Source organism: Acidisoma sp. L85, from assembly GCF_009765865.1.
GTDB lineage: Bacteria > Pseudomonadota > Alphaproteobacteria > Acetobacterales > Acetobacteraceae > Acidisoma.
Genome location: NZ_LMUQ01000039.1, coordinates 178,613 through 197,179, shown reverse-complemented (window position 1 = coordinate 197,179; position 18,567 = coordinate 178,613). Strand labels below are relative to the sequence as shown.

Below are 18,567 nucleotides of genomic sequence, written 5' to 3'. Positions count from 1 at the left end.
GGGACGGCCGCCTGTGAAGGCGATGACGATGCCTATGATGAAGGAGGCAAAGAGCCCAACCTCAGGGTCGACGCCCGCCACGAAAGAGAAGGCGATGACCTCGGGGATGAGGGCGAAGGTGCCCACCATCCCGGCGAGAACCTCGCGCCGGAGATCGCCGAAGCTGGTGAACCATTCGGAACGGTAGCGAGACAACGCGTGTGTGTTCATCGGGGTGTCCGCAGTAAGCGCGCGAGGGCGGCATCGGCTGCCCCGATGCTCGATACTCGTGTCGTATGCGTTGTCCGGCGGATTGGCGGCCGGAAGAGCCACCCGGATTTACACCGGGTCCGAGGCGAATGCCTGGACCGTAACCTAGGTTTTGCGGCGGTGCAACATAAGTGGCGCTTAGTCAGCCGGTGAGCGTTTGAGAGCCGCCTTGACTAAACGTGATGATCTAATGCTGAGCCGCTGCCCCGTGGTTCGTCATGGCACGCGAAGGCGTGGATGCTCGGCCTTCGCCGAGCATGACGTGGGGGAAGGCCCGGCTCAAACTCGTGAGATGTGACTTCACCCCCTGAATTAGACCGGCGGAGCCGCGCACCACGCCCCGCGCTTGCTACCAATTGTCAGGGCGTGCGGGTGATCCGGCGGCGGCGCTCCGCGCTGGTCAACTGGTCGGTGATGAAGGCGTGGGCGTGGCGCGCGAGATCGATATTGTCGTCCCAGGTGTTGCGCCAGATCCCGGTGATGATCGAGAGATCCTTGTCCACCACAGCGGAGGAAAAAGATTCGAACGTCACGGTATCGGTATAGCCGTTGTCGAGCAGCGCATCGAAAATTGGCGGAAACTCGATGGTGCCGGCGCCGAGATAGCCGCGATTGCTTTCGCCGATATGGAAATAGCCGAGCCGGTCACCGGCGGCGCGAATGGCGTCGGCGGGGTTGGCCTCCTCGATGTTCATGTGGAAGACATCGAGATGGAGATAGACATTCGGCTCGCCGACCTCTTCGAGAAAGGCGAGACCCTGGGCCGTGGTGTTCAGCAGGTTGCTCTCGAAGCGATTGACGATTTCGAGGTTGAGGGTGACGCCAGCGGCAGCCGCGGCGCGCGCGACTTTGCGGATGGTGTCGATGCTGTTCTGCCGGCCGCGCGCCGTCGGCATGGTCATGTATTTGCTATGGGCCGAAAACAGGATGCCGCCGAGCTTCTTGGCCCCGAGATCGCGGGCGACCGACACCGCTTCCAGCAACACGCGCTCGCCCGCCGCGACGACGCTTGCGTCCTCGCTGGAGATGTCGTTCGCGGGCAGCAGTCCCATCGTCACGGCGATGCCTATTTTCCGCTCCGCCATCTTGCGGGCGAAGGAGGGCACATCGAATTTCTTCGGGTCGAGACGAGGGAATTCGATCAGCGTGTAGCCAAGCTCCGAGGAGCGTTCGAGCGCGCGATCGAGATCCGCAGGGGTCGAGCCGGCCGACCAGACGAAGGCATGGATGCCGATGGGGTTCATGTTTTAGGCGTTCTCCGGTTAGGGCGGCGGTTTTGGCGCTATTTCGCCAGAAGATCCTTGAGCGTCGCGATCACGCCGCGGTCGGCGATCGAACGGCGGCTCGCCTCGAAAGCCTCGCGGAAGCGTTGAGAGCGATCCATGCCGAGGCCAGCGAAAACCGGCAGCGACAGGAACCTCGCGGGATCGGGATCTTTCGCGGTGGCCCGCTCGGCATCGGTCAGTCTGGGCTCGGGCGTCGTGAAGTGCTCGCCCTTGTCGTCCACCCCGCCGAGGCAGCGGGCAAAGGCGGCGAGGAGGAAGGCGAGGCGGCGCGGATCGCCATCCTTCTCGATAACGGCGCGGATCGTATCGCCCGCGAAGATCGGAATGCGTGACGCACCATCCGAAGCAATGCGGATCGTCTGATCGCGTGTCGCGGGGTTGAGGTAGCGCTCGAGGAGTTTGTCGCGGTAGCCGGTCAGCGACATGCCCGGCGGGGCCGCGAGCAGCGGGATCACATCGCGATCCCAGAATTGCCGCAGCAGCTCCGCGATCTGCGGGTCCGCCACAGTCTCATGGACCAGCCGGTAGCCGGCGACGGTGCCGGGGAAAGCCAGCATGCTGTGTGACGCGTTGAGCATGCGGAGTTTGATCTGCTCATAGGCCCAGACGTCGTTCGTCATCTGCACACCGACGGTCTCGAACTTCGGGCGCCCGTAGCGGAAGTGATCCTGCATCACCCACTGGACGAAATCCTCGCAGAAGATCGGGATCGCGTCGTCGATGCCGCTGGCGGTGTTGAGGCGGCCGCGATCCGCCTCGCTGGTCGCGGGCGTGATGCGATCGACCATGCTGTTCGGGAAGTCGATCTCGGCTTCCATCCAATCCGCGAGCTTGGGGTCGCGGGCGCGGGCGAAGCTGGTATATGCGAGCTTCGCGACATCGCCGTTGTGCCGGAGATTGTCGCAGGAGAGGATGGTGAAGGGTGCGATGCCCTGCGCGCGCCGGCGAGACAGCGCTTCGGCGACGAAGCCGAAAGCAGTGCGCGGGTTGGTGGGATTGGCGAGGTCGTGGACGATATCCGGCGCGTTGAGCCGGAACTTATGCGTCTCATCGTCGATGTTGTAGCCACCCTCGGTCAGCGTCATCGTGACGATGCGGATCGCGGGATCGACGAGGCGCTTCAGCACCGCCTCGGGATCGGCTGGCGCAAAGAGATAGTCGACGATCGAGCCCACGACTGCGATTTCGGGCGGTGCCGCGGGGGGACAAACGGTGATGGTGTAGAGGTAGTCCTGCTCGGGGAAGGCCGCCGCCTTGGCGCGCTCGGGCGGATTGTCGAGCAGGCCGATGCCGAGCAGCGCCCAGTCATCATGGCCGCCGGCGGCGATCAGCTTGTCGAGATAGACCGCCTGATGGGCGCGGTGGAAATTGCCGACGCTGAAATGCGCGATGCCGGGGCGCAGGCGCCCGCGGACATAGCGCGGCACCGCGACGGCTGAGGGCAGCGACGTCAGGGTTGCGTTGCTCAAAGTGACCATGGATCTCTCCCCTAAGCACGCCTCGCCGCCGTCGAGGTTGACAGGTGGGCGGGCCGCCGCTTGATCTGTGCCGGTCATAACCGGCGGCGGGGAGAGAAGACACCGATGGACCTCGGTCTTCAAGGGCGGAGCGCAATCGTCTGCGCCGCGAGCAAGGGGCTGGGCCGCGCCTGCGCCCTGGTATTGGCGGGCGAAGGGGTCGCGGTGACGATCACCGGCCGCGACGAGGCTCGGCTGAAGGCGACGGCGGCGGAAATCGGATCCGCGACCGGCGCGGTGGTGCTGTTCGCGCCCGGCGATATCGCGACCGAGGCGGGCCGCGCCGCCGCGCTGAGCGCCTGCCCCTCGCCCGATATTCTGGTGAATAATGCGGGCGGCCCGCCGCCGGGCGACTTTCGGGACTGGGAGCGCGAGGATTGGATCAAGGCGCTCGACGCCAATATGCTGGCGCCGATCGCCATGATGAAGGCGGTGGTGGATGGGATGATCGACCGGAAGTTCGGGCGGATCGTGAACATCACCTCGGCTTCGGTGAAGTCACCGATCCCTAACCTCGGCATGAGTAATGGCGCACGGTCCGGGCTGACGGGATTTGTCGGTGGCCTGTCGCGGCAGGTCGCGCGTCACAACGTGACGATCAACAATCTGCTACCGGGTCCGTTTTTGACCGATCGGTTGAAAACGACGATGGCGGGGGCCGCGAAGGCTGCAGGTAAGAGCGTTGACGAGATTTCGGCTCAGCGCGCCGCGCAGTCGCCGGCAGGGCGTTTCGGCGATCCAGACGAGTTCGCCAGGGCCTGCGCTTTTCTGTGCGCGGCGTCGTCCGGCTACATCACGGGCCAAAATCTGCTCCTCGACGGCGGAGCATTCAACGCCTCCTTCGGCTAAGGCGAGTCTGTATTATCCGAAGCGCGTAGCTTTCCCCTCCCTGCAAGGGAGGGGTTGGGCGGGTTCGTTCGGGCGCTGTCAGCTCGACCTGTCGCCGCAAGCACCCACCCCCAGCCCCTCCCTTGCAGGGAGGAGAAAAACGGCTACTCCGCGCCCCCCGCCTTGGTCGGCGTGAATGACGGTGGGTCGCTGGCGGGAAAGCTGTGGTCGAGGTCGACGTCGATCCCTTCCTTTTCCTCCATCGGCTCGGGTGGCGCATCTGGAAGAAGCTCGTAGTCGTCTTCCAGCATCTCCGCGCGCACCCAGAATTCTTCCTCACGCCCCTCGGGCGATCCCTCCTTCTCCCAGAGGGCGTAGGCACGTTCCCGGATCCGGCTCTCACGATCCTGGCTGTCAGACATCGGCTTTCCCCCTCCTGAGCGCCGGATTCTCGGCCGGCTCCGCGCCATGGAGATTCGGATGAGGGGCGGCGGCGTCAAGGGACAGAAGGGGAACGATGTGGCGTTCGGATGAAGACAATCCAGCTTGCGACGATCCCGCAGGCCGAAAACGCCAGGAAGCCGACCATCGGCCGCGCTGTGCCATCCGCCAAAAGACCCATCAGCGCCGTTATGACCGAGCTGCAGGCGAATTCGACGCAGCTGCCGATGGCGGCGGCGGCGCCCGCGATGGCGCCCATCGGCTCCATGGCGGTGAGGAAGGCCGGGGCCAGGATCAGGCCGAGGCAGGTGAAGATGAAGAGGGTCAGCGCGACGAACGGCCAGAGCAGGGTCATGCCGCTAAACACCAGGACGGCGAGCGTGATCGTCGCGATGGCCGTCGCGAAGGCTGCGCCACCGAGCAGCCGGGGCGTGCCAAACTTGCGCATCATCGGCGCGTTGAATTGGCTGATGCCGATCAATGCGATGGCGTGGCAGGCGAAGAGAACGCCGAAGGTTGTCGGCGACAGGTGATACAGCGTGACGATGACGAAGGGCGAGCCCGAGATGAAGGTGAAGAGAATCGCCTGGGCGAAAGCCGCGATCATGATCGGTGCCATGAAGGTGCGGTTTCGCAGCAGGCGCCCGTAGGTCAGCAGGATCAGCGTCGGCCGCGCGCTGACGCGGTCAGCCGGTGCCAGCGTTTCCGGCAGCAGAAACCAGACCATCACCGTGACCGCGGCGCAGATCACGATCAGCACGCCGAAGATCAGCCGCCAGCTGGTGTACTGGACCAGGAATCCGCCGAAGACCGGCGCCAGGATGGGCGAGACGCTGAGCGAGAGCATCGCCAGGGAGAGCAGCCGCGCGGCATCCGGGCCGGTATATTCGTCGCGGATCACCGCCATGGGAACCACGAAGGCGGCGGCCGCGCCAAGGCCCTGGAAGAAACGCGAGACGATCAGCGTTTCGATGGAGGGGGCGAAGGCAGCACTGACGGAGGCGATGGCGAAGATGCCGAGGCCGACGAAGATGGGCAACCGGCGGCCGATGCTGTCCGACACCGGGCCGTAGATGATCTGCCCCGCCCCGAGCGCCACGAAGAAGCTCGTCATGCTGAGCTGGACGGTGCCGGGATCCGTGTGCAGGTCCGCCGCGATGGCGGCGAAGCCTGGGATGTACATGTCGATCGCGAAGGCGCCGATGGCGATGAGAAGCCCGAGTACGATGGCGCGGCGATAGAGGGACGGGCCGGCCATGAAGAGCGCCTCGGTTAGCTGCGCGGCATCGCACCGCGGAATGCAGGAGTGGCCGAAGCCGGATCGGGTTCACGGCATGCCGAGGCAGCCATCGCCGTCTTATAGCAGCCGAGGCTGTAAGCCGAAGGCATGCGTTTGCATGGCACTCGCCGCGGGGCGTGATCTCTGCACTCCCATGCAGGGGGGAGAAGGCTCTGCGTCCCTGAAACAGTCTCGAAAGGCCCGGCAGCGGCCGCCTATGCCGCCAAGCCGTAGCGGCCTGCGGCAAGCCCTACGCAGCCGGGGTCGGCGATGAAGAGCGCGCCGGCGAGGGGTTCGCTTTCGCGCTCGTAAGCGGCGGTGGTGATCGCGAGGCGGTCGAAGTTTGGGCCGCAGAAGGTGCAGGAGGTCACGCGGGAAGCGGGCACCGTGATGCCGCGGTCAAAGCTGCCGTCCGGATGGAACCGGCTCACCCGGCCGCCATCCCAATGCGCGACCCACAGCCCGCCCTCGGCATCGCAGGTCATGCCGTCCGGATAGCCGTCCGCCTCGGCGAAGTGGATATGCGGACGCTTTGCCGAGAGCATGCCGCCCGGCGCCCGTTTGAAGGCGTAGACCGTGCGGGCGGGAGAATCCGTGTGATAGAGCGTCGCGCCGTCTGGGCTGATGGCTGGCCCGTTCGTGACGGTATAGCCGGCGTCGAGCTGAGCCACCGCGCCGCCCGGCGCTATGGTGAAGAGCGCGCCGATGGGGGCGCTTTCCTTGTCATCCATGGTGCCGCAATAGACACGGCCGGTCGCATCGGCCTTGGCGTCATTGAAGCGAGCAGTGGGTGGCAGCGCCAACCGCCAGTCGAGGTTCCGCAGGATTTCGACTGGGGCGCCCGGAATGAAGCTGGCGTAGACGATGCTGTCTTCCAGCCCGACCAGAAAATCCCCCGAGCCCGCGCATTCGACGAGCCAGCAGACGCGGCGCGGCATCGCCCATTGCTGAACCCCGGAACCGTCGATCGCGCAGGAGAGGACGCGCTTTCCCAGGATATCGACGAAGAAGAGCCGGTTCCGGCTGGGCGACCAGAGCAAGCCCTCGCCAAGTGTGGCGCGGCCCTTCCAGATCGGCAGCGCCTGGATGTCTCGGGTCTTCGGCATCATGCAACCCCTGGTTAGTAAGCGCCGCACCCTGCCGCCAGCGCGCGGTCCCGTCCATGGCCCAGGTTTCCGCTTCGGCCCGGCGCGGATATAGCTGGAGGGCGTTTTTCGGAGACCGCCATGCCCGCCGATCCCTCGCCTTTCTTTGCGACCGCCGAAGGCAAGCGTTTGGTTGCCGCACGCGATGACGAGGCGTGGCGGCAGTGGGGTCCCTATCTCAGCGAACGCCAATGGGGAACGGTGCGGGAGGATTACAGCCCGAACGGCGATGCCTGGACCTATCTCACCCATGACCAGGCGCGCAGCCACGCGTATCGCTGGGGCGAGGATGGGCTGGCCGGCTTCGGTGAGCGCTATCTGCGCTGGAACCTCGGCCTCGCGCTGTGGAACCGCGAGGACCCGATCATCAAGGAGCGGCTGTTCGGTCTCGCCAACGAGGAGGGAAATCACGGCGAGGATGTCAAGGAACTGTATTATTACCTCGATGGTACGCCGACCCATTCGTACATGCGGATGCTTTACAAATATCCACAGGCAGCCTTCCCCTACGACCATCTGGTGCATGAGAATGCCGGCCGTGGCTACGAGGAACTCGAATACGAGCTGATCGACACGGGGCTTTTCGACGAGAGCCGCTACTTCGACATCTTCGTGGAATATGCCAAGGCGGCGCCAGACGACATCCTGATGCGCATCACCATCGCCAATCGCGGCCCGGACGCCGCGACGCTGCATGTTCTGCCTCAGCTTTGGGCGCGCAATATCTGGAGCTGGAATCCGGGTCATGCCAAACCGGTGGTGCAGGGGCTGTCGCCGCGCGAGGCGGCGGCGCGGCATCCCGAATTGCCGGAGATGCGGCTTCATCTGGGGCAGGAAGCGCGCATGCTGTTCTGCGAGAATGAAACCAACCGGCCGAAGCTTTTCGGCGATGCGGCCACCGGCACTTTCAAGGACGGCATCAACGACTTCCTGGTGGGCGGCAAGCGGGAGGCGATCAATGCCGATGCGCGCGGCACCAAGGTGGCGGCGGATCACCTGGTCACGGTAGCCGCCGGAGGGGAGCAAGTGCTGCGGCTGCGCTTCCGCCCGGCGACGGTCATCGGCGACGCCTTCGAGGATTTCGACAAGGTTTTCGCTGCCCGCATCGCGGAGACCGAGGAATTCTATGCCGTGGTTCAGGACGGCGTGACCAACGAGGATGCGCGACATGTCCAGCGCCTGGCGCTGGCCGGCATGCTGTGGTCGAAGCAGCTCTATCACTACGATGTTCGGGAATGGCTGAAGGGCGACGAAGGCCAGCCGCCGCCGCCGGAAAGCCGTTTCCACGGCCGCAATGCCGATTGGGGTCATGTGCGGAACGAGGACATCATCTCGATGCCTGACAAGTGGGAATATCCCTGGTACGCCTCCTGGGATCTCGCCTTCCATGCCCTGCCGCTCGCGATGGTCGATCCCGAATACGCGAAAGAGCAAGTGCGGATGGTGACGCATGACAATTACATGCATCCGAACGGCCAGCTTCCCGCCTATGAATATGCCTTCGGCGACGCCAACCCGCCGCTACAGGCCTGGGCCGCTTTCCGTGTGTATCAGATGGACCGGGAGATGCGGGGCGTCGGCGATATCGACTACCTCAAGCACATCTTTAACAAGCTCGCGCTCAATTTCACTTGGTGGGTGAACCGCAAAGATGCCGATGGGCGCAATATCTTCCAGGGCGGTTTTCTGGGGCTCGACAATATCGGTATCTTCGATCGCTCGAAGCCCTTGCCGATGGGCGGGCAGCTCAGCCAATCGGATGCTACGGCCTGGATGGCGATGTATGCGCTGAACCTCATGCGCATGGCGATCGAGATCGCGATGGTTGATCGCGTTTATCAATCGATGGCGGCGAAATTCTTCGAGCATTTCTTGTATATCGCCGAGGCGGCCGCCAAGCATGGCGGGTTGTGGGACGATCAGGACGAGTTCTTCTACGACCAGCTCAATCTTCCCGATCGCGAGGCGATCCCGATCCGCAGCCGCACGATGGTGGGGCTCATGCCGCTCTTCGCGGTCGATGTGCTGCATGTGACCGATGCGCCGAAGCTGCCGGAATTCGCGCAGCGCATGCATTGGTTCCTGGAGCACCGGCCGGACCTCGCCGATCTCGTGTCGCACTGGAATGTGCCGGGTATGGAGGAGACGGCACTGCTCTCCATGCTGCGCGGCCATCGCGTTAACCGGCTGCTGTGGCGGATGCTGGATGAGGAAGAGTTTCTTTCGCCGCATGGCGTGCGCAGCGTCTCAAAGGCGCATGAGGGCGATCCCTATGTCTTCGAGTGGAACGGCGAGACATTCGAATTGCCGTATTGGCCGGCGGAATCACGGTCGGGCCTGTTTGGCGGTAACTCGAATTGGCGCGGCCCGATCTGGATGCCGGTGAATTATCTTCTGATCGACAGTCTGCGGCAGTTTCACAACTATTATGGCGATGAGTTCCAGGTTCCTTGCCCGGCCGGATCGAAGACGATGATGACCTTGGAGCAGGTCGCGAATGAGCTGTCGCGGCGGCTCACCACGCTGTTCACGCGGGATGCCGATGGGCGCCGGCCGGTGCATGGTGACCACCCGCTGCTACAGAACGACCCGCATTTCCGCGACCTGCCGCTGTTCTATGAATACTTCAACGGCGATACCGGCCGGGGCTGCGGCGCCTGTCATCAGACCGGCTGGACAGGTCTGGTGGCCTTGCTGATCCGGGACGCGGCACTGTGAGCGACGCGTCCCGAGAACCGCAAACGCTGCCCTTTTCGCCGAGCGAGCGGAGCTTCCTGCGGCAGGAACTCGGGGCGGCCTTCGGTCATCGCAAATCCCTGGCACAGGGCATCGGCGTCGCGGTCTGGACCACGGGGCCGCGCAAAGGCGAGCCCAAGGTGCCGCCGGTTCTCGCCGGTCTGGTGGCGCGTGGAATCATGGACATGCCCGCTGAAGACCTCGGGCGCCGTGCCTATTTCACGCAGACGGGACTGGCGGCGCTGCGCGTGCTGTATGAGGACGGGCGCTACCTCGATCCCGATCGTTTTGGACATCTGCGGGAGGAGCTTGGACTTTGACAGGAACACGGCGATGAGCACGGATCCCTATAAGCTGCTCGGCGTCGCGAAGGATGCCTCCCAAAAGGACATTCAGAAAGCCTATCGCGCCCTCGCCAAGAAGCTGCATCCCGATCTCAATCCAGGCGACAAGGAAGCGGAACGGAAGTTCAAGGAAATCGCCTCAGCCAATGCGCTGCTGAGCGATGAGGAAAAGCGCGGCCGTTTCGATCGCGGCGAGATCGACGCGGCGGGGGTCGAGGTGCCGCAGCGGCGATATTACCGCGACTATGCGGGGGCGGAGGGGCCGGGCCACGCCTATGACACCGGCGCGGGCTTCGCCGATCTGAGCGAGGATGACGACCTTCTCTCCGCCATCTTCGCCAATCGCGGGCGGCGGCCTTTCCATATGCGAGGTGGCGATCTGCGGTATCACCTCGATCTCGATTTCCTCGACGCGGTGAATGGTGTCACGCGGCGGGTGACGATGCCGGATGGTGCGGCACTCGACATCACCATTCCGCCCGGCACGCGGGAAGGCCAGGCGCTGCGGCTGAAGGGCAAGGGCGAGCCCAGTCCGGGGGAGGGTCCGCCGGGCGATGCCCTCATCGAGGTTTCGGTGCGGCCGCATCCGTTTTATGTGCGGGATGGGAACGACGTGCGCCTCGATGTTCCGATTTCGATCAACGAGGCGGTGCTTGGCGGAAAGATCGCGGTCCCGACGCCAGCCGGTCCGGTCAACGCGAATTTGCCGCCTGGCACCAATACCGGGCGGGTGTTGCGCCTGCGTGGGCGCGGGGTTCCGCTGCCGGAGGGCGGTCGGGGGGATGTCTACATCACGCTCAAAATCGTGCTGCCTGACGCGCCAGATCCGGCGCTGGAGGCTTTCGTCGAAGGTTGGGAAGCAGGGCGCGACCAAGCGCCAAGGCGGGAGATGGGCGTATGAGCTTCGACCTTGAGGAAATGCGGCAAATCACAAGGGTCGATGTCATCACGTTGGAGACCTGGGTCGCGGAAGGCTGGCTGGTGCCTGAGGCCGGCGCGCCGGCGCGGCGCTTCACCCAGGTCGATGTGGCGCGGGCGCATCTCATCCAGGATCTCCGCGAGGAGATGGGCGTGAACGACGAAGGCGTCGCCCTCATTCTCCAATTGATCGACCAAATCCATGGCCTGCGCCGCGCGCTGCGGGGGGTGCGGCCGGTGAGTGAGGGGTGAGGGGGCGTGGATATCGCTAAATCTGTGGTCGATTCGTCATGCTCGGCGAAGGCCGAGCATCCGCGCCTTTGCTGCGTCCCGAAGGCAAGGCGTGGATGGCACGCCTTCGCGCGCCATGAGGGATCTTTTGGATCACGGTTCAGAATCAGATCATCAAGGGACTGCCTGCTCTTAAGGCGCTTTCGCCACCGCGCAGTTGTGGTCCTGTAGGTACTCGCCGCTGCCCATGTTTCCCTTCGCCGGTTCGGCCAGGCCGTCGAGCAAAATGAAACCTGGCGCGCCCCCAGCGAAATTCTCGCCCGCGACGACCAGCGTATGCCGGCCCATATCGGCCGAGGCGCCTGGTTCGCCGGTCGCCAGCAGCTTGAACGGGTTCTGCCGCTCGAGGCTCATCCCCATGATCCGCATCGCGCGGTAGGGCTGCCCGACGAGCGGCTCTGGAAAGGGCGCCCAGGTAGTGCCGATCGTCGCCGCATGGCGGGCCAGGGCATTCCGGACATCGATGCGGATGCAGTCCATGTGAATATGAAGCTGCTGCTGGCTGCGGCCATAGATCGAGTTGATCGCGAGGCTGAGATCCTGGCGCGGCAGATCCTCCTCGGCTTGAGCGCGGACGAAGCCAATCTGAGTCCAGGCGTCGCCGAAATAGTTCCGTGCCCCCGGCGTGAGCAACGCGGGACTCTCGATCCCGGTCAGCCGTGCCGTCGGGATCAGCAGGTACTGCGTATGGCCGACGATGTCCTTGAGGATCGCATAGCCGCCCTTGAGGTCGACGCGGGTGCAGGGCAGCGGGCTGCCGACATGCAGCTGGTCGGGCACGCAGCGGTTATGAACGATCTTCCACAGGATATTCGGATCGGTCGCCGCCCCCAGGAAAATGATAGGCGCGAAGACCGCCACCAGCGCGAGAGCGCCCGTTACAACGCGCCGCCAGCCGAGCGGGACCCCTAGGATTGTCATCACAGCCCTTCCCCGCCGCCGATAGGTTGCATTTTAGCGGAGTGCCACGAGGATGTCCCGCTCCCCTGAAGCTCAGGAGGCCGCCGCGTGACGATCGAAATCCGACTGCTCCTCTGGACCGTTCTGTTCGGCCTTGTCCAATCGGTGGCGACCGGCGTCGCGGTCATGCGGCAGCGCGGCGTTACCTTCACGTCGGGCGCGCGGGACGATCAAAGGCCGATCACCGGGTGGGAGGGGCGCGTCGTCAGGGCCTTCGCCAATTTTATGGAGACCTTTCCGTTCTTCGCGGTCGTCGTGCTGGCGGGCGCCTTCCTGCAACGACATGGCGCGCAGACTGTCATCGGGTGCTATCTCTATTTTTGGGGCAGGATTGTTTATTGGCCCCTTTATGTCGGCGGCGTGCCTTATGCGCGCTCGCTCTGCTACGCCGTTGCAACTCTGGGTATCGTTTTGGTGTTCACCGGCATCACCGGTTGAAAATAGATTGCATTCCATGCTGCGCTGCGGCATAAGCCAGCCATGATTGTTCGCGAGGCGCGCGAACCTTGAGCCCGCTTGGGCCTCGCCATACAGGCGGCGGCCAGTTCGGACCTCATCTCTTCCGGGCAATCTCCCTGAACCTGTTCCACTCCGCATCGCGCGGGGAGCACGGACACGACCCGCCGGCGCACTTGGCCCCGGCGGCGTGGAGAGTCTTGCTTTGTCTTCTACCCAATCACCACCGACCACCGACGGCAGCTTTGATACGCTCGGCCTTATCGAGCCACTGCGCCGCATCCTGACCGATCTGAAATTCACCGCGCCGACGCCGATCCAGGCTGGCGCCATCCCCAAACTGCTCGAAGGGCGTGACCTGCTCGGCGTCGCGCAGACCGGTACCGGCAAGACCGGCGCCTTCGCCCTGCCCATCATCCAGCACCTCCTCGCCGACAAGCGCCGGCCCAAGCCCTACGGCACCCGCGCGCTGATTCTGGCGCCGACGCGCGAACTCGCTCTGCAGATCGAGGAGAGCATCCGCCGCTTCTCGGCCGGTACCGGCATCCGCACCGTCGCCATTCTCGGCGGCGTCGGCCGTAGCCCGCAGGTCCAGAAGATGCAGCGCGGCACCGACGTCGTCGTCGGCACGCCGGGCCGCATCAAGGACCTGATGAGCACTAGGGAGCTGTTGCTCGACCAGGTGAGCCATTTCGTCCTCGACGAGGGCGACCAGATGCTTGACCTAGGCTTCATCCGCGATATCCGGACGATCATGGCTGCGCTTCCGGCGCAGCGTCAGTCGATGCTGTTCTCGGCCACGATGCCGACCGAAGTCGCCAAGCTCGCCACCAGCCTGCTGCGCAACCCGGTTCGCGTTCAGGTCGAAAGCGAGACGCCGACACCGGACCGGATCGAGCAGCATGTCCATTTCGTCGAGGCTTCGGCGAAGCGGGCGCTGCTGGTGACGCTGCTACGTGACCCGGCCTTCTCGCGCGTCATTGTCTTTGCCCGCACCAAGCGCGGCGCGGATCGTGTCGCCGAATACCTGGAAGCCGCCGGCATCCCCGCCGAGGCGATGCATGGCAACAAAAGCCAGAATGCGCGCGTGCGCAGCCTGGATCGCTTCAAGAACGGCCAGGCGCGGGTGTTGGTCGCGACCGATCTCGCGGCGCGGGGCATCCACGTGACGGACATCAGCCACGTCATCAACTTCGACCTGCCGAACGAGCCTGAGAGCTACGTCCATCGCATCGGCCGCACCGCGCGTGCTGGCGCCTCGGGCATTGCTCATGCCTTCTGCGACTCGAGCGAGCAGAGCTTCCTGCGCGCCATTCAGCGCTTGACGGGTGTGGTCATGCACGTCGCCGGGCCGCGGCCTTCCGCGCCACTGGTGCCGGGCGCGACCGCCGAGGTGGTGCCGATGCGCCCGGTTCACACGCCGCAGCAGCAGACGGAGGCCGAGCGACCGAAGCGCCGCAGCCGCCGCTCCGGCTCCGGCCGCCGGTCGCGGGCCGCCTAAAGCTAAGAGTCTTACCGGCCAGGCTTTCAGGCTCATTCTCGCCGTAACGGGCGGGGATGGGCCTGAAGCTTTTTTGGGGCTGGACGGAACCGGGTCGGGGAAGGCATGAGCCCCAACCCTCTACCCACTCGCATGGACTCTCGCTGATGGCCGTCTACACGGAAGTTACGGATGAGGCGCTCGCCGAGTATCTCATCGCCTATGACATCGGCGAGATGGTGGCCTTTCGCGGCATCGCGGAGGGGGTCGAGAACAGCAACTACATGCTGCGCACGACCTCGGGCGATTTCATCCTCACGCTGTATGAGAAGCGCGTCGATCCCGAGGAACTGCCGTGGTTCCTCGGCCTCATGGAGCATCTGTTCGAGCATGGCGTGACCTGCCCCCGGCCAGTCCGTGCGCGCGATGGCGAGGCGCTGCGCATGCTGGCGGGCCGCCATGCCGCGATCACCACCTTTCTTCCGGGCGTCTGGCCACGGCGCCCGCAGGTCGTGCATTGCGGGCCGCTCGGCGAGGCGCTCGCCCGTCTCCATCTTGCCGGTCAAGGCTATGCGCCGGCGCGCTTCAATGCGCTGGGACCCTCCGGCTGGCCGCCGTTGCTGGCCCGCAGTCTTGGACGCGGTGAGGAAGTCGCCGCAGGGCTGGATGCGGAGGCCGAGCGGTCTGTGGCGGAGGTCATGGCGAACTGGCCGAGCGGATTGCCGATCGGTCATATCCACGCCGATCTTTTTCCCGACAATGTATTCTTCCTCGACGGCCGAATTTCCGGACTGATCGACTTCTACTTCGCCGCAACCGACATCCTGGCCTATGACCTCGCGGTCTGCCTCAATGCCTGGTGCTTCGAGACGGACGGCACCTTCAACGTGACACGTGGCCGGGCGCTCATCGCGGGCTACAACGCGGTGCGGCCGCTGAGCGAGGCCGAGGAGGCGGCGCTGCCGGTGCTGGCCCAGGGCGCGGCGCTGCGTTTCCTGCTCACCCGCCTCTACGATTGGCTCTACACGCCGGAGGGCGCGCTGGTGACGCGGAAGGATCCGCTGGAATATCTCCGCAAGCTGCGCTTCCACCATCATGCGCGGGGGGTGCGGTCCTATGTCGGCTGAGGACGCGCTGGCGCTCGTCGAGATTTGGACCGATGGCGGCTGCAAGCCCAATCCCGGCCCCGGTGGCTGGGCGGCGATCCTGCGTTTCGGCACGGTGGAGCGCGAGTTGTCCGGCGCTGAGGCGGTGACGACGAATAACCGCATGGAGCTGACGGCGGCGGCCGAAGCGCTGGAAGCTTTGACGCGGCCCTGCACGGTCGCGCTGCATACCGACAGCGAATATCTGCGCAACGGCATCACCCGCTGGACCACGGGATGGGTACGCAAGAATTGGCGCAGCGCCTCGGGCGATCCGGTGGCGAATATCGATTTGTGGAAACGCATCCTGGCCGCGGCGCAGCGCCACGAGATCGACTGGCGCTGGGTGCGCGGCCATTCCGGCGACACGATGAACGAGCGGGCGGATGTGCTGGCGACGGAAGCGCGGGCGAAGTTGGGAGGCTAACAAGCTGCGAGCGTTCGTCGCCGACACCTAGGCGATTTCGATCTCCAGTACCGTCATCGCCGGGCGGCCGCCTCCGGTTTCCACCACCTCTCCCGGGACCGCGCCCAGGAGAGCCTGGGCGACGGGGGAGGCCCAACTCAGTAACCCCGCCGCTGGATCGGCCTCATCCTCGCCGACGATGCGGTAACGCTGGGTGGCGCCATTGGCTCGGCGCAGTGTGACGGTGGTGCCGAAGGCGACTTCTTCAGGCGTGGCGGGTGGCTCGGTCAGCTGCGCGGTCGTTCGCCTGCTGCGCCAGTAGCGGAGGTCGCGGGCGAGGGCGGGGCGCGCCGGATCCTCGGCCGCAAGGGCGGCGAGATGCGCTTCTAGCCTCGCCGCCTCCGCCTCGATCGCGGCGAGGCCGCTTGGGGTGACGAGGTTGGGCATCGCGCTCACCGGCCGCTCCGGCAGAACGGCGGCAGCGGCGGCAGCGGCATCTTCGGAGACGAAAGCGCGGCTCATCCTGGCGCATCCTTGAATGGCGGCCTCGTTCGAGATCGCCGGACCGAGACTTATGCGCCCTGGCCAGCGTCTCAAGCGCAAAACATTCTTCGGGCACTGTTGAACACACGCTCATCAAGACTAGGATCGCCGCTCGCGAGGAGCTGGAGACGCGATATGGCCGAGGATGTGAGCGTGACCTTCCCGGGAGACGGACCGGGCGAAGTGCTGCGGATCGCCGCCTGGCGCTTCCATGGTTCGGGCAGCGGCCCGGTCGTCCACCTGCAAGCGGGTGTCCATGCCGACGAAATTCCGGGCATGATCGTGCTGGACCAGCTTCTGCCACGCCTCGCCACGGCAGAGCGGCGGGGGCTGTTGCGCGGCACTGTTACGGTGGTGGCGCAGGCTAATCCGCTGGGACTCAGGCAGTTCCGGCAGGACCGGCTGCTCGGGCGCTTCCACGAGGCAGGCTCGCGCAATTTCAACCGGCATTTTCCCGCCTCGATCGCTCACCCCGATGCGACCAGCTTTTCAGCTTGGCAGAGCACGCTCTACGCGCTGTCCGAGGGGGCCGAGATCGTGCTCGACCTGCATACGGATGCCGAGGCGATTTCCTACATCTATGTGCACCGCGACTTCTGGCCGAAGGCGGAGGCGCTTGGCGCAGCCTTTGGCGCCGAGCTCGCGATCCTGTGGGATTTCGACAACAGCGGCGCCTTCGAGGAGGCCGCGGCGGCGCGGCTATTATCCCATCAGGGACCTCAGCGTTTGACCAGCACGGTGGAGCTGCGTGGCCAGGCCGATACCGATCCCGCGACGACCGAAGCGGATGTCCGTGGTCTGTACGATTTCCTCGGCCATGTCGGAGCGATTGAAGGGGCCGATGCGCTGCCGCCCTGGCGGGGTATCGCGGTGCCGATCCAGAATATCGAGACGATCTTCGCGCCCTCCGCCGGGCTCATCGCATTTCCGCTGCCTTTAGGCGCGACCGTCGCGGCGGGGGAGGAGGTGGCGCGGCTGCTGCCGATGCCGGGCAAGCCCTGGATCAGTCTGCGCGCGCCTCAGGCCGGGCGTATCGTGACGCGGCATCGGGACCGTATCGTCGCCAAGGGCGGGGTGGTGGTGAAGATGACGGGTAATGGGCCTTCCGCGCGCTACACGGGCGGCGCGCTGGATGATTCGCCTTAGCGGCCCGGCCGCAGCACTTTGCCGCGTTCGACGCGGCCGTAGACGCTTTCGATGCCGTAGGTGAGCAGCAAGTAGACGATCGCGACCAGCAGCAGCGGCTCATAGACGTGGAAGGTCTGCGCCCGGACGATATCGGCGGCGCCCAACAGATCCGTCACCGCCACGGTCGAGGCGAGAGCGGTCGCCTTCATCAGCATAACCGTCTCGCCGGCCAGCGCGGGCAGCAGGTTGCGCAGCGTGCGCGGCAGCCAGATGCGGCGGAGCGTGAGTATGCGGCCCATGCCAAAGGCGGAGGCGGCTTCCAACTCGCCGGGTGGAATCGCGCGCATGCCGCTCCGGATGAGTTCGCCCCAATAAGCGGCGTTGCTCAGCACGAGCGTGAGCGCGACATACCAGAAGCCGTTGCGCAGATAGGGCCAGAGTGGTCCCCACCGCAGCCATGGCAGCGCCGCGAAAGCGCTGCCGAGCCCGTAATAGAGGATGTAGATCTGCACGAGCAGCGGAGTGCCGCGAATCACACTCGTGTAGAGTCCGAAGGTTGAGGAGACGACACGCGATCGCGACATGCGGCCGAGCGCGACCCCGATCGCCAGCACGATGCCGAGTGTGCCCGACACCGCGATGAGCAGGATCGTGCATTCCAGCCCCTGTAGCAAAAGCCCAAGGTTCGGCAGGAACCAGGAGAAATTCATCGCGCGCGCACCGGCATCCAGCGCCCGAACCGGCCCTCAATCGACCGGATGCCGATATTGGAAACCAGCGTCATCGCGTAGTAGACGGCGGCCGCGACGACGTAGAACAGGAAATAACGCTGGGTGTAACCGGCCGCCTGCTTCGCGGTGTAGAGCAACTCGCTGTAGCCAACGACGCTGATGAGTGCGCTGTCCTTGATCAGGACCATCCAAAGATTCGACAACCCGCCGATCGCCATCGGCAGCATCGTCGGCAAGATAATGCGGCGGAAAAGCAGGATTCGCGCATGGCCGAAGGCATGCGCGGCCTCGATCTGACCGTAGGGAATTGCCAGGATGGCGCCGCGAATGATCTCCGACGCATAGGCGCCCTGGACCAGCCCGAGCACGATGATCGCAGTCGCGAATCCGCTGATCGGCGCATCGCCGAGACCGATCGCATGCAGCGCTTCGTTGAGGAGTTGCGAACCCAGGTAATACAGCACCAGGATCAGCAGCAGTTCCGGGATGGCACGGCAGATCGTGGTGTAGCCGCGCGCGAGGACGACGAGAGGCGGCACGCGGCTCAGCCGCGCCGCCGCCGTCAGTGTCCCGATGACCAGCCCGCAAATGAATGCGCCAATCGTGATCTCGATGGTGACGAGAGCACCCGAGAGCAGGGCCGGACCCCAGCCATTGGGACCGAAGCCGAGGATTCCGCCCATG

At 65.1% G+C, this 18,567-nt stretch carries 20 protein-coding genes and 1 other annotated feature; of the genes, 10 read left to right on the top strand and 10 right to left on the bottom strand.

The genetic code is table 11. The annotated features are described in order from the left end of the window. The 3 genes from GSQ83_RS30475 to GSQ83_RS11150 form a co-directional block, all read right to left on the bottom strand. The coding region (locus GSQ83_RS30475; protein WP_254065621.1) for a SulP family inorganic anion transporter at positions 1–210 on the bottom strand (210 nt) is incomplete at its 3' end. Positions 211–278: 68 nt separating this feature from the next. Further along, positions 279–334, bottom strand: a sequence feature (sul1 is cis-regulatory element that is thought to sense ions involved in sulfur or methionine metabolism; They are found in Alphaproteobacteria). Between the two features lie 274 nt (positions 335–608). After that, entirely contained in the window at positions 609–1,493 is an 885-nt protein-coding gene (locus GSQ83_RS11155) for a sugar phosphate isomerase/epimerase (RefSeq protein WP_158802958.1), read from the bottom strand. 38 nt (positions 1,494–1,531) lie between these two features. After that, entirely contained in the window at positions 1,532–3,013 is a 1,482-nt protein-coding gene (locus GSQ83_RS11150; RefSeq protein WP_158802957.1) for a mannitol dehydrogenase family protein, read from the bottom strand. A 105-nt stretch (positions 3,014–3,118) separates the two neighbouring features. Here GSQ83_RS11150 and GSQ83_RS11145 point away from each other — a divergent pair, with 105 nt between their 5' ends. Continuing rightward, the gene (locus tag GSQ83_RS11145) at positions 3,119–3,901 is read left to right on the top strand and encodes an SDR family oxidoreductase (protein ID WP_158802956.1); all 783 of its coding nucleotides are present in this window, start codon (positions 3,119–3,121) and stop codon (positions 3,899–3,901) included. Between the two features lie 143 nt (positions 3,902–4,044). On the opposite strand, the gene GSQ83_RS11140 is transcribed toward GSQ83_RS11145, so the two are convergent. The 3 genes from GSQ83_RS11140 to GSQ83_RS11130 all read right to left on the bottom strand — a co-directional run bounded on the left by GSQ83_RS11140 (position 4,045) and on the right by GSQ83_RS11130 (position 6,709). Further along, positions 4,045–4,302 carry a DUF2934 domain-containing protein gene (locus GSQ83_RS11140; protein ID WP_158802955.1) on the bottom strand — a complete coding sequence of 86 codons (258 nt, stop codon included), beginning with the start codon at positions 4,300–4,302 and terminating at the stop codon, positions 4,045–4,047. 74 nt (positions 4,303–4,376) lie between these two features. Continuing rightward, positions 4,377–5,579, bottom strand: a complete 1,203-nt coding sequence (locus tag GSQ83_RS11135) for a multidrug effflux MFS transporter (protein ID WP_158802954.1) — start codon at positions 5,577–5,579, stop codon at positions 4,377–4,379. Positions 5,580–5,815: 236 nt separating this feature from the next. Then, complete coding sequence (locus GSQ83_RS11130; protein ID WP_254065620.1) at positions 5,816–6,709, bottom strand: SMP-30/gluconolactonase/LRE family protein; 894 nt, start codon at positions 6,707–6,709, stop codon at positions 5,816–5,818. 117 nt (positions 6,710–6,826) lie between these two features. Here GSQ83_RS11130 and GSQ83_RS11125 point away from each other — a divergent pair, with 117 nt between their 5' ends. From GSQ83_RS11125 to GSQ83_RS11110, 4 genes are read left to right on the top strand one after another with little or no spacing between them, the layout of a single operon-like run. Beyond that, positions 6,827–9,463, top strand: coding sequence for an MGH1-like glycoside hydrolase domain-containing protein (locus tag GSQ83_RS11125; protein WP_158802953.1), 2,637 nt, complete (start codon positions 6,827–6,829; stop codon positions 9,461–9,463). After that, positions 9,460–9,801 carry a hypothetical protein gene (locus GSQ83_RS11120; RefSeq protein ID WP_158802952.1) on the top strand — a complete coding sequence of 114 codons (342 nt, stop codon included), beginning with the start codon at positions 9,460–9,462 and terminating at the stop codon, positions 9,799–9,801. The genes GSQ83_RS11125 and GSQ83_RS11120 overlap by 4 nt, the downstream gene beginning before the upstream one ends. A 13-nt stretch (positions 9,802–9,814) precedes the next feature. After that, entirely contained in the window at positions 9,815–10,726 is a 912-nt protein-coding gene (locus tag GSQ83_RS11115; protein ID WP_158802951.1) for a DnaJ C-terminal domain-containing protein, read from the top strand. Next, on the top strand, positions 10,723–10,995 hold the full coding sequence (locus GSQ83_RS11110) for a chaperone modulator CbpM (RefSeq protein WP_216850047.1): 273 nt from the start codon (positions 10,723–10,725) through the stop codon (positions 10,993–10,995). Before GSQ83_RS11115 ends, GSQ83_RS11110 begins: the two co-directional genes overlap by 4 nt. A 171-nt stretch (positions 10,996–11,166) precedes the next feature. Here the strand turns inward: GSQ83_RS11110 and GSQ83_RS11105 are convergent, their stop codons facing one another. After that, positions 11,167–11,955 (bottom strand): CDP-diacylglycerol diphosphatase, encoded by a 789-nt coding sequence (locus GSQ83_RS11105; protein WP_158802950.1) that lies wholly within the window; start codon positions 11,953–11,955, stop codon positions 11,167–11,169. Positions 11,956–12,042: 87 nt separating this feature from the next. On the opposite strand from GSQ83_RS11105, the gene GSQ83_RS11100 reads away from it, so the two are divergent. The 4 genes from GSQ83_RS11100 (at position 12,043) to rnhA (ending at position 15,502) form a co-directional block, all read left to right on the top strand. Next, positions 12,043–12,432, top strand: a complete 390-nt coding sequence (locus GSQ83_RS11100) for an MAPEG family protein (RefSeq protein WP_216850046.1) — start codon at positions 12,043–12,045, stop codon at positions 12,430–12,432. Between the two features lie 223 nt (positions 12,433–12,655). Next, positions 12,656–13,951 (top strand): DEAD/DEAH box helicase, encoded by a 1,296-nt coding sequence (locus tag GSQ83_RS11095; RefSeq protein ID WP_158802949.1) that lies wholly within the window; start codon positions 12,656–12,658, stop codon positions 13,949–13,951. Between the two features lie 146 nt (positions 13,952–14,097). Next, positions 14,098–15,057, top strand: coding sequence for a homoserine kinase (locus GSQ83_RS11090; RefSeq protein ID WP_158802948.1), 960 nt, complete (start codon positions 14,098–14,100; stop codon positions 15,055–15,057). Further along, on the top strand, positions 15,047–15,502 hold the full coding sequence (rnhA, locus tag GSQ83_RS11085; protein ID WP_158802947.1) for a ribonuclease HI: 456 nt from the start codon (positions 15,047–15,049) through the stop codon (positions 15,500–15,502). The genes GSQ83_RS11090 and rnhA overlap by 11 nt, the downstream gene beginning before the upstream one ends. Before the next feature lie 27 nt (positions 15,503–15,529). Here the strand turns inward: rnhA and GSQ83_RS11080 are convergent, their stop codons facing one another. Next, positions 15,530–16,003 carry a GreA/GreB family elongation factor gene (locus GSQ83_RS11080; RefSeq protein ID WP_158802946.1) on the bottom strand — a complete coding sequence of 158 codons (474 nt, stop codon included), beginning with the start codon at positions 16,001–16,003 and terminating at the stop codon, positions 15,530–15,532. A gap of 156 nt (positions 16,004–16,159) precedes the next feature. Here GSQ83_RS11080 and GSQ83_RS11075 point away from each other — a divergent pair, with 156 nt between their 5' ends. Further along, positions 16,160–17,170 carry a succinylglutamate desuccinylase/aspartoacylase family protein gene (locus GSQ83_RS11075; protein WP_158802945.1) on the top strand — a complete coding sequence of 337 codons (1,011 nt, stop codon included), beginning with the start codon at positions 16,160–16,162 and terminating at the stop codon, positions 17,168–17,170. Here GSQ83_RS11075 and GSQ83_RS11070 read toward each other — a convergent pair. Further along, positions 17,167–17,862, bottom strand: coding sequence for an ABC transporter permease (locus tag GSQ83_RS11070; protein WP_158802944.1), 696 nt, complete (start codon positions 17,860–17,862; stop codon positions 17,167–17,169). The genes GSQ83_RS11075 and GSQ83_RS11070 overlap by 4 nt on opposite strands. Further along, complete coding sequence (locus GSQ83_RS11065; RefSeq protein ID WP_158802943.1) at positions 17,859–18,566, bottom strand: ABC transporter permease; 708 nt, start codon at positions 18,564–18,566, stop codon at positions 17,859–17,861. Before GSQ83_RS11065 ends, GSQ83_RS11070 begins: the two co-directional genes overlap by 4 nt. Position 18,567: the final 1 nt, after the last annotated feature.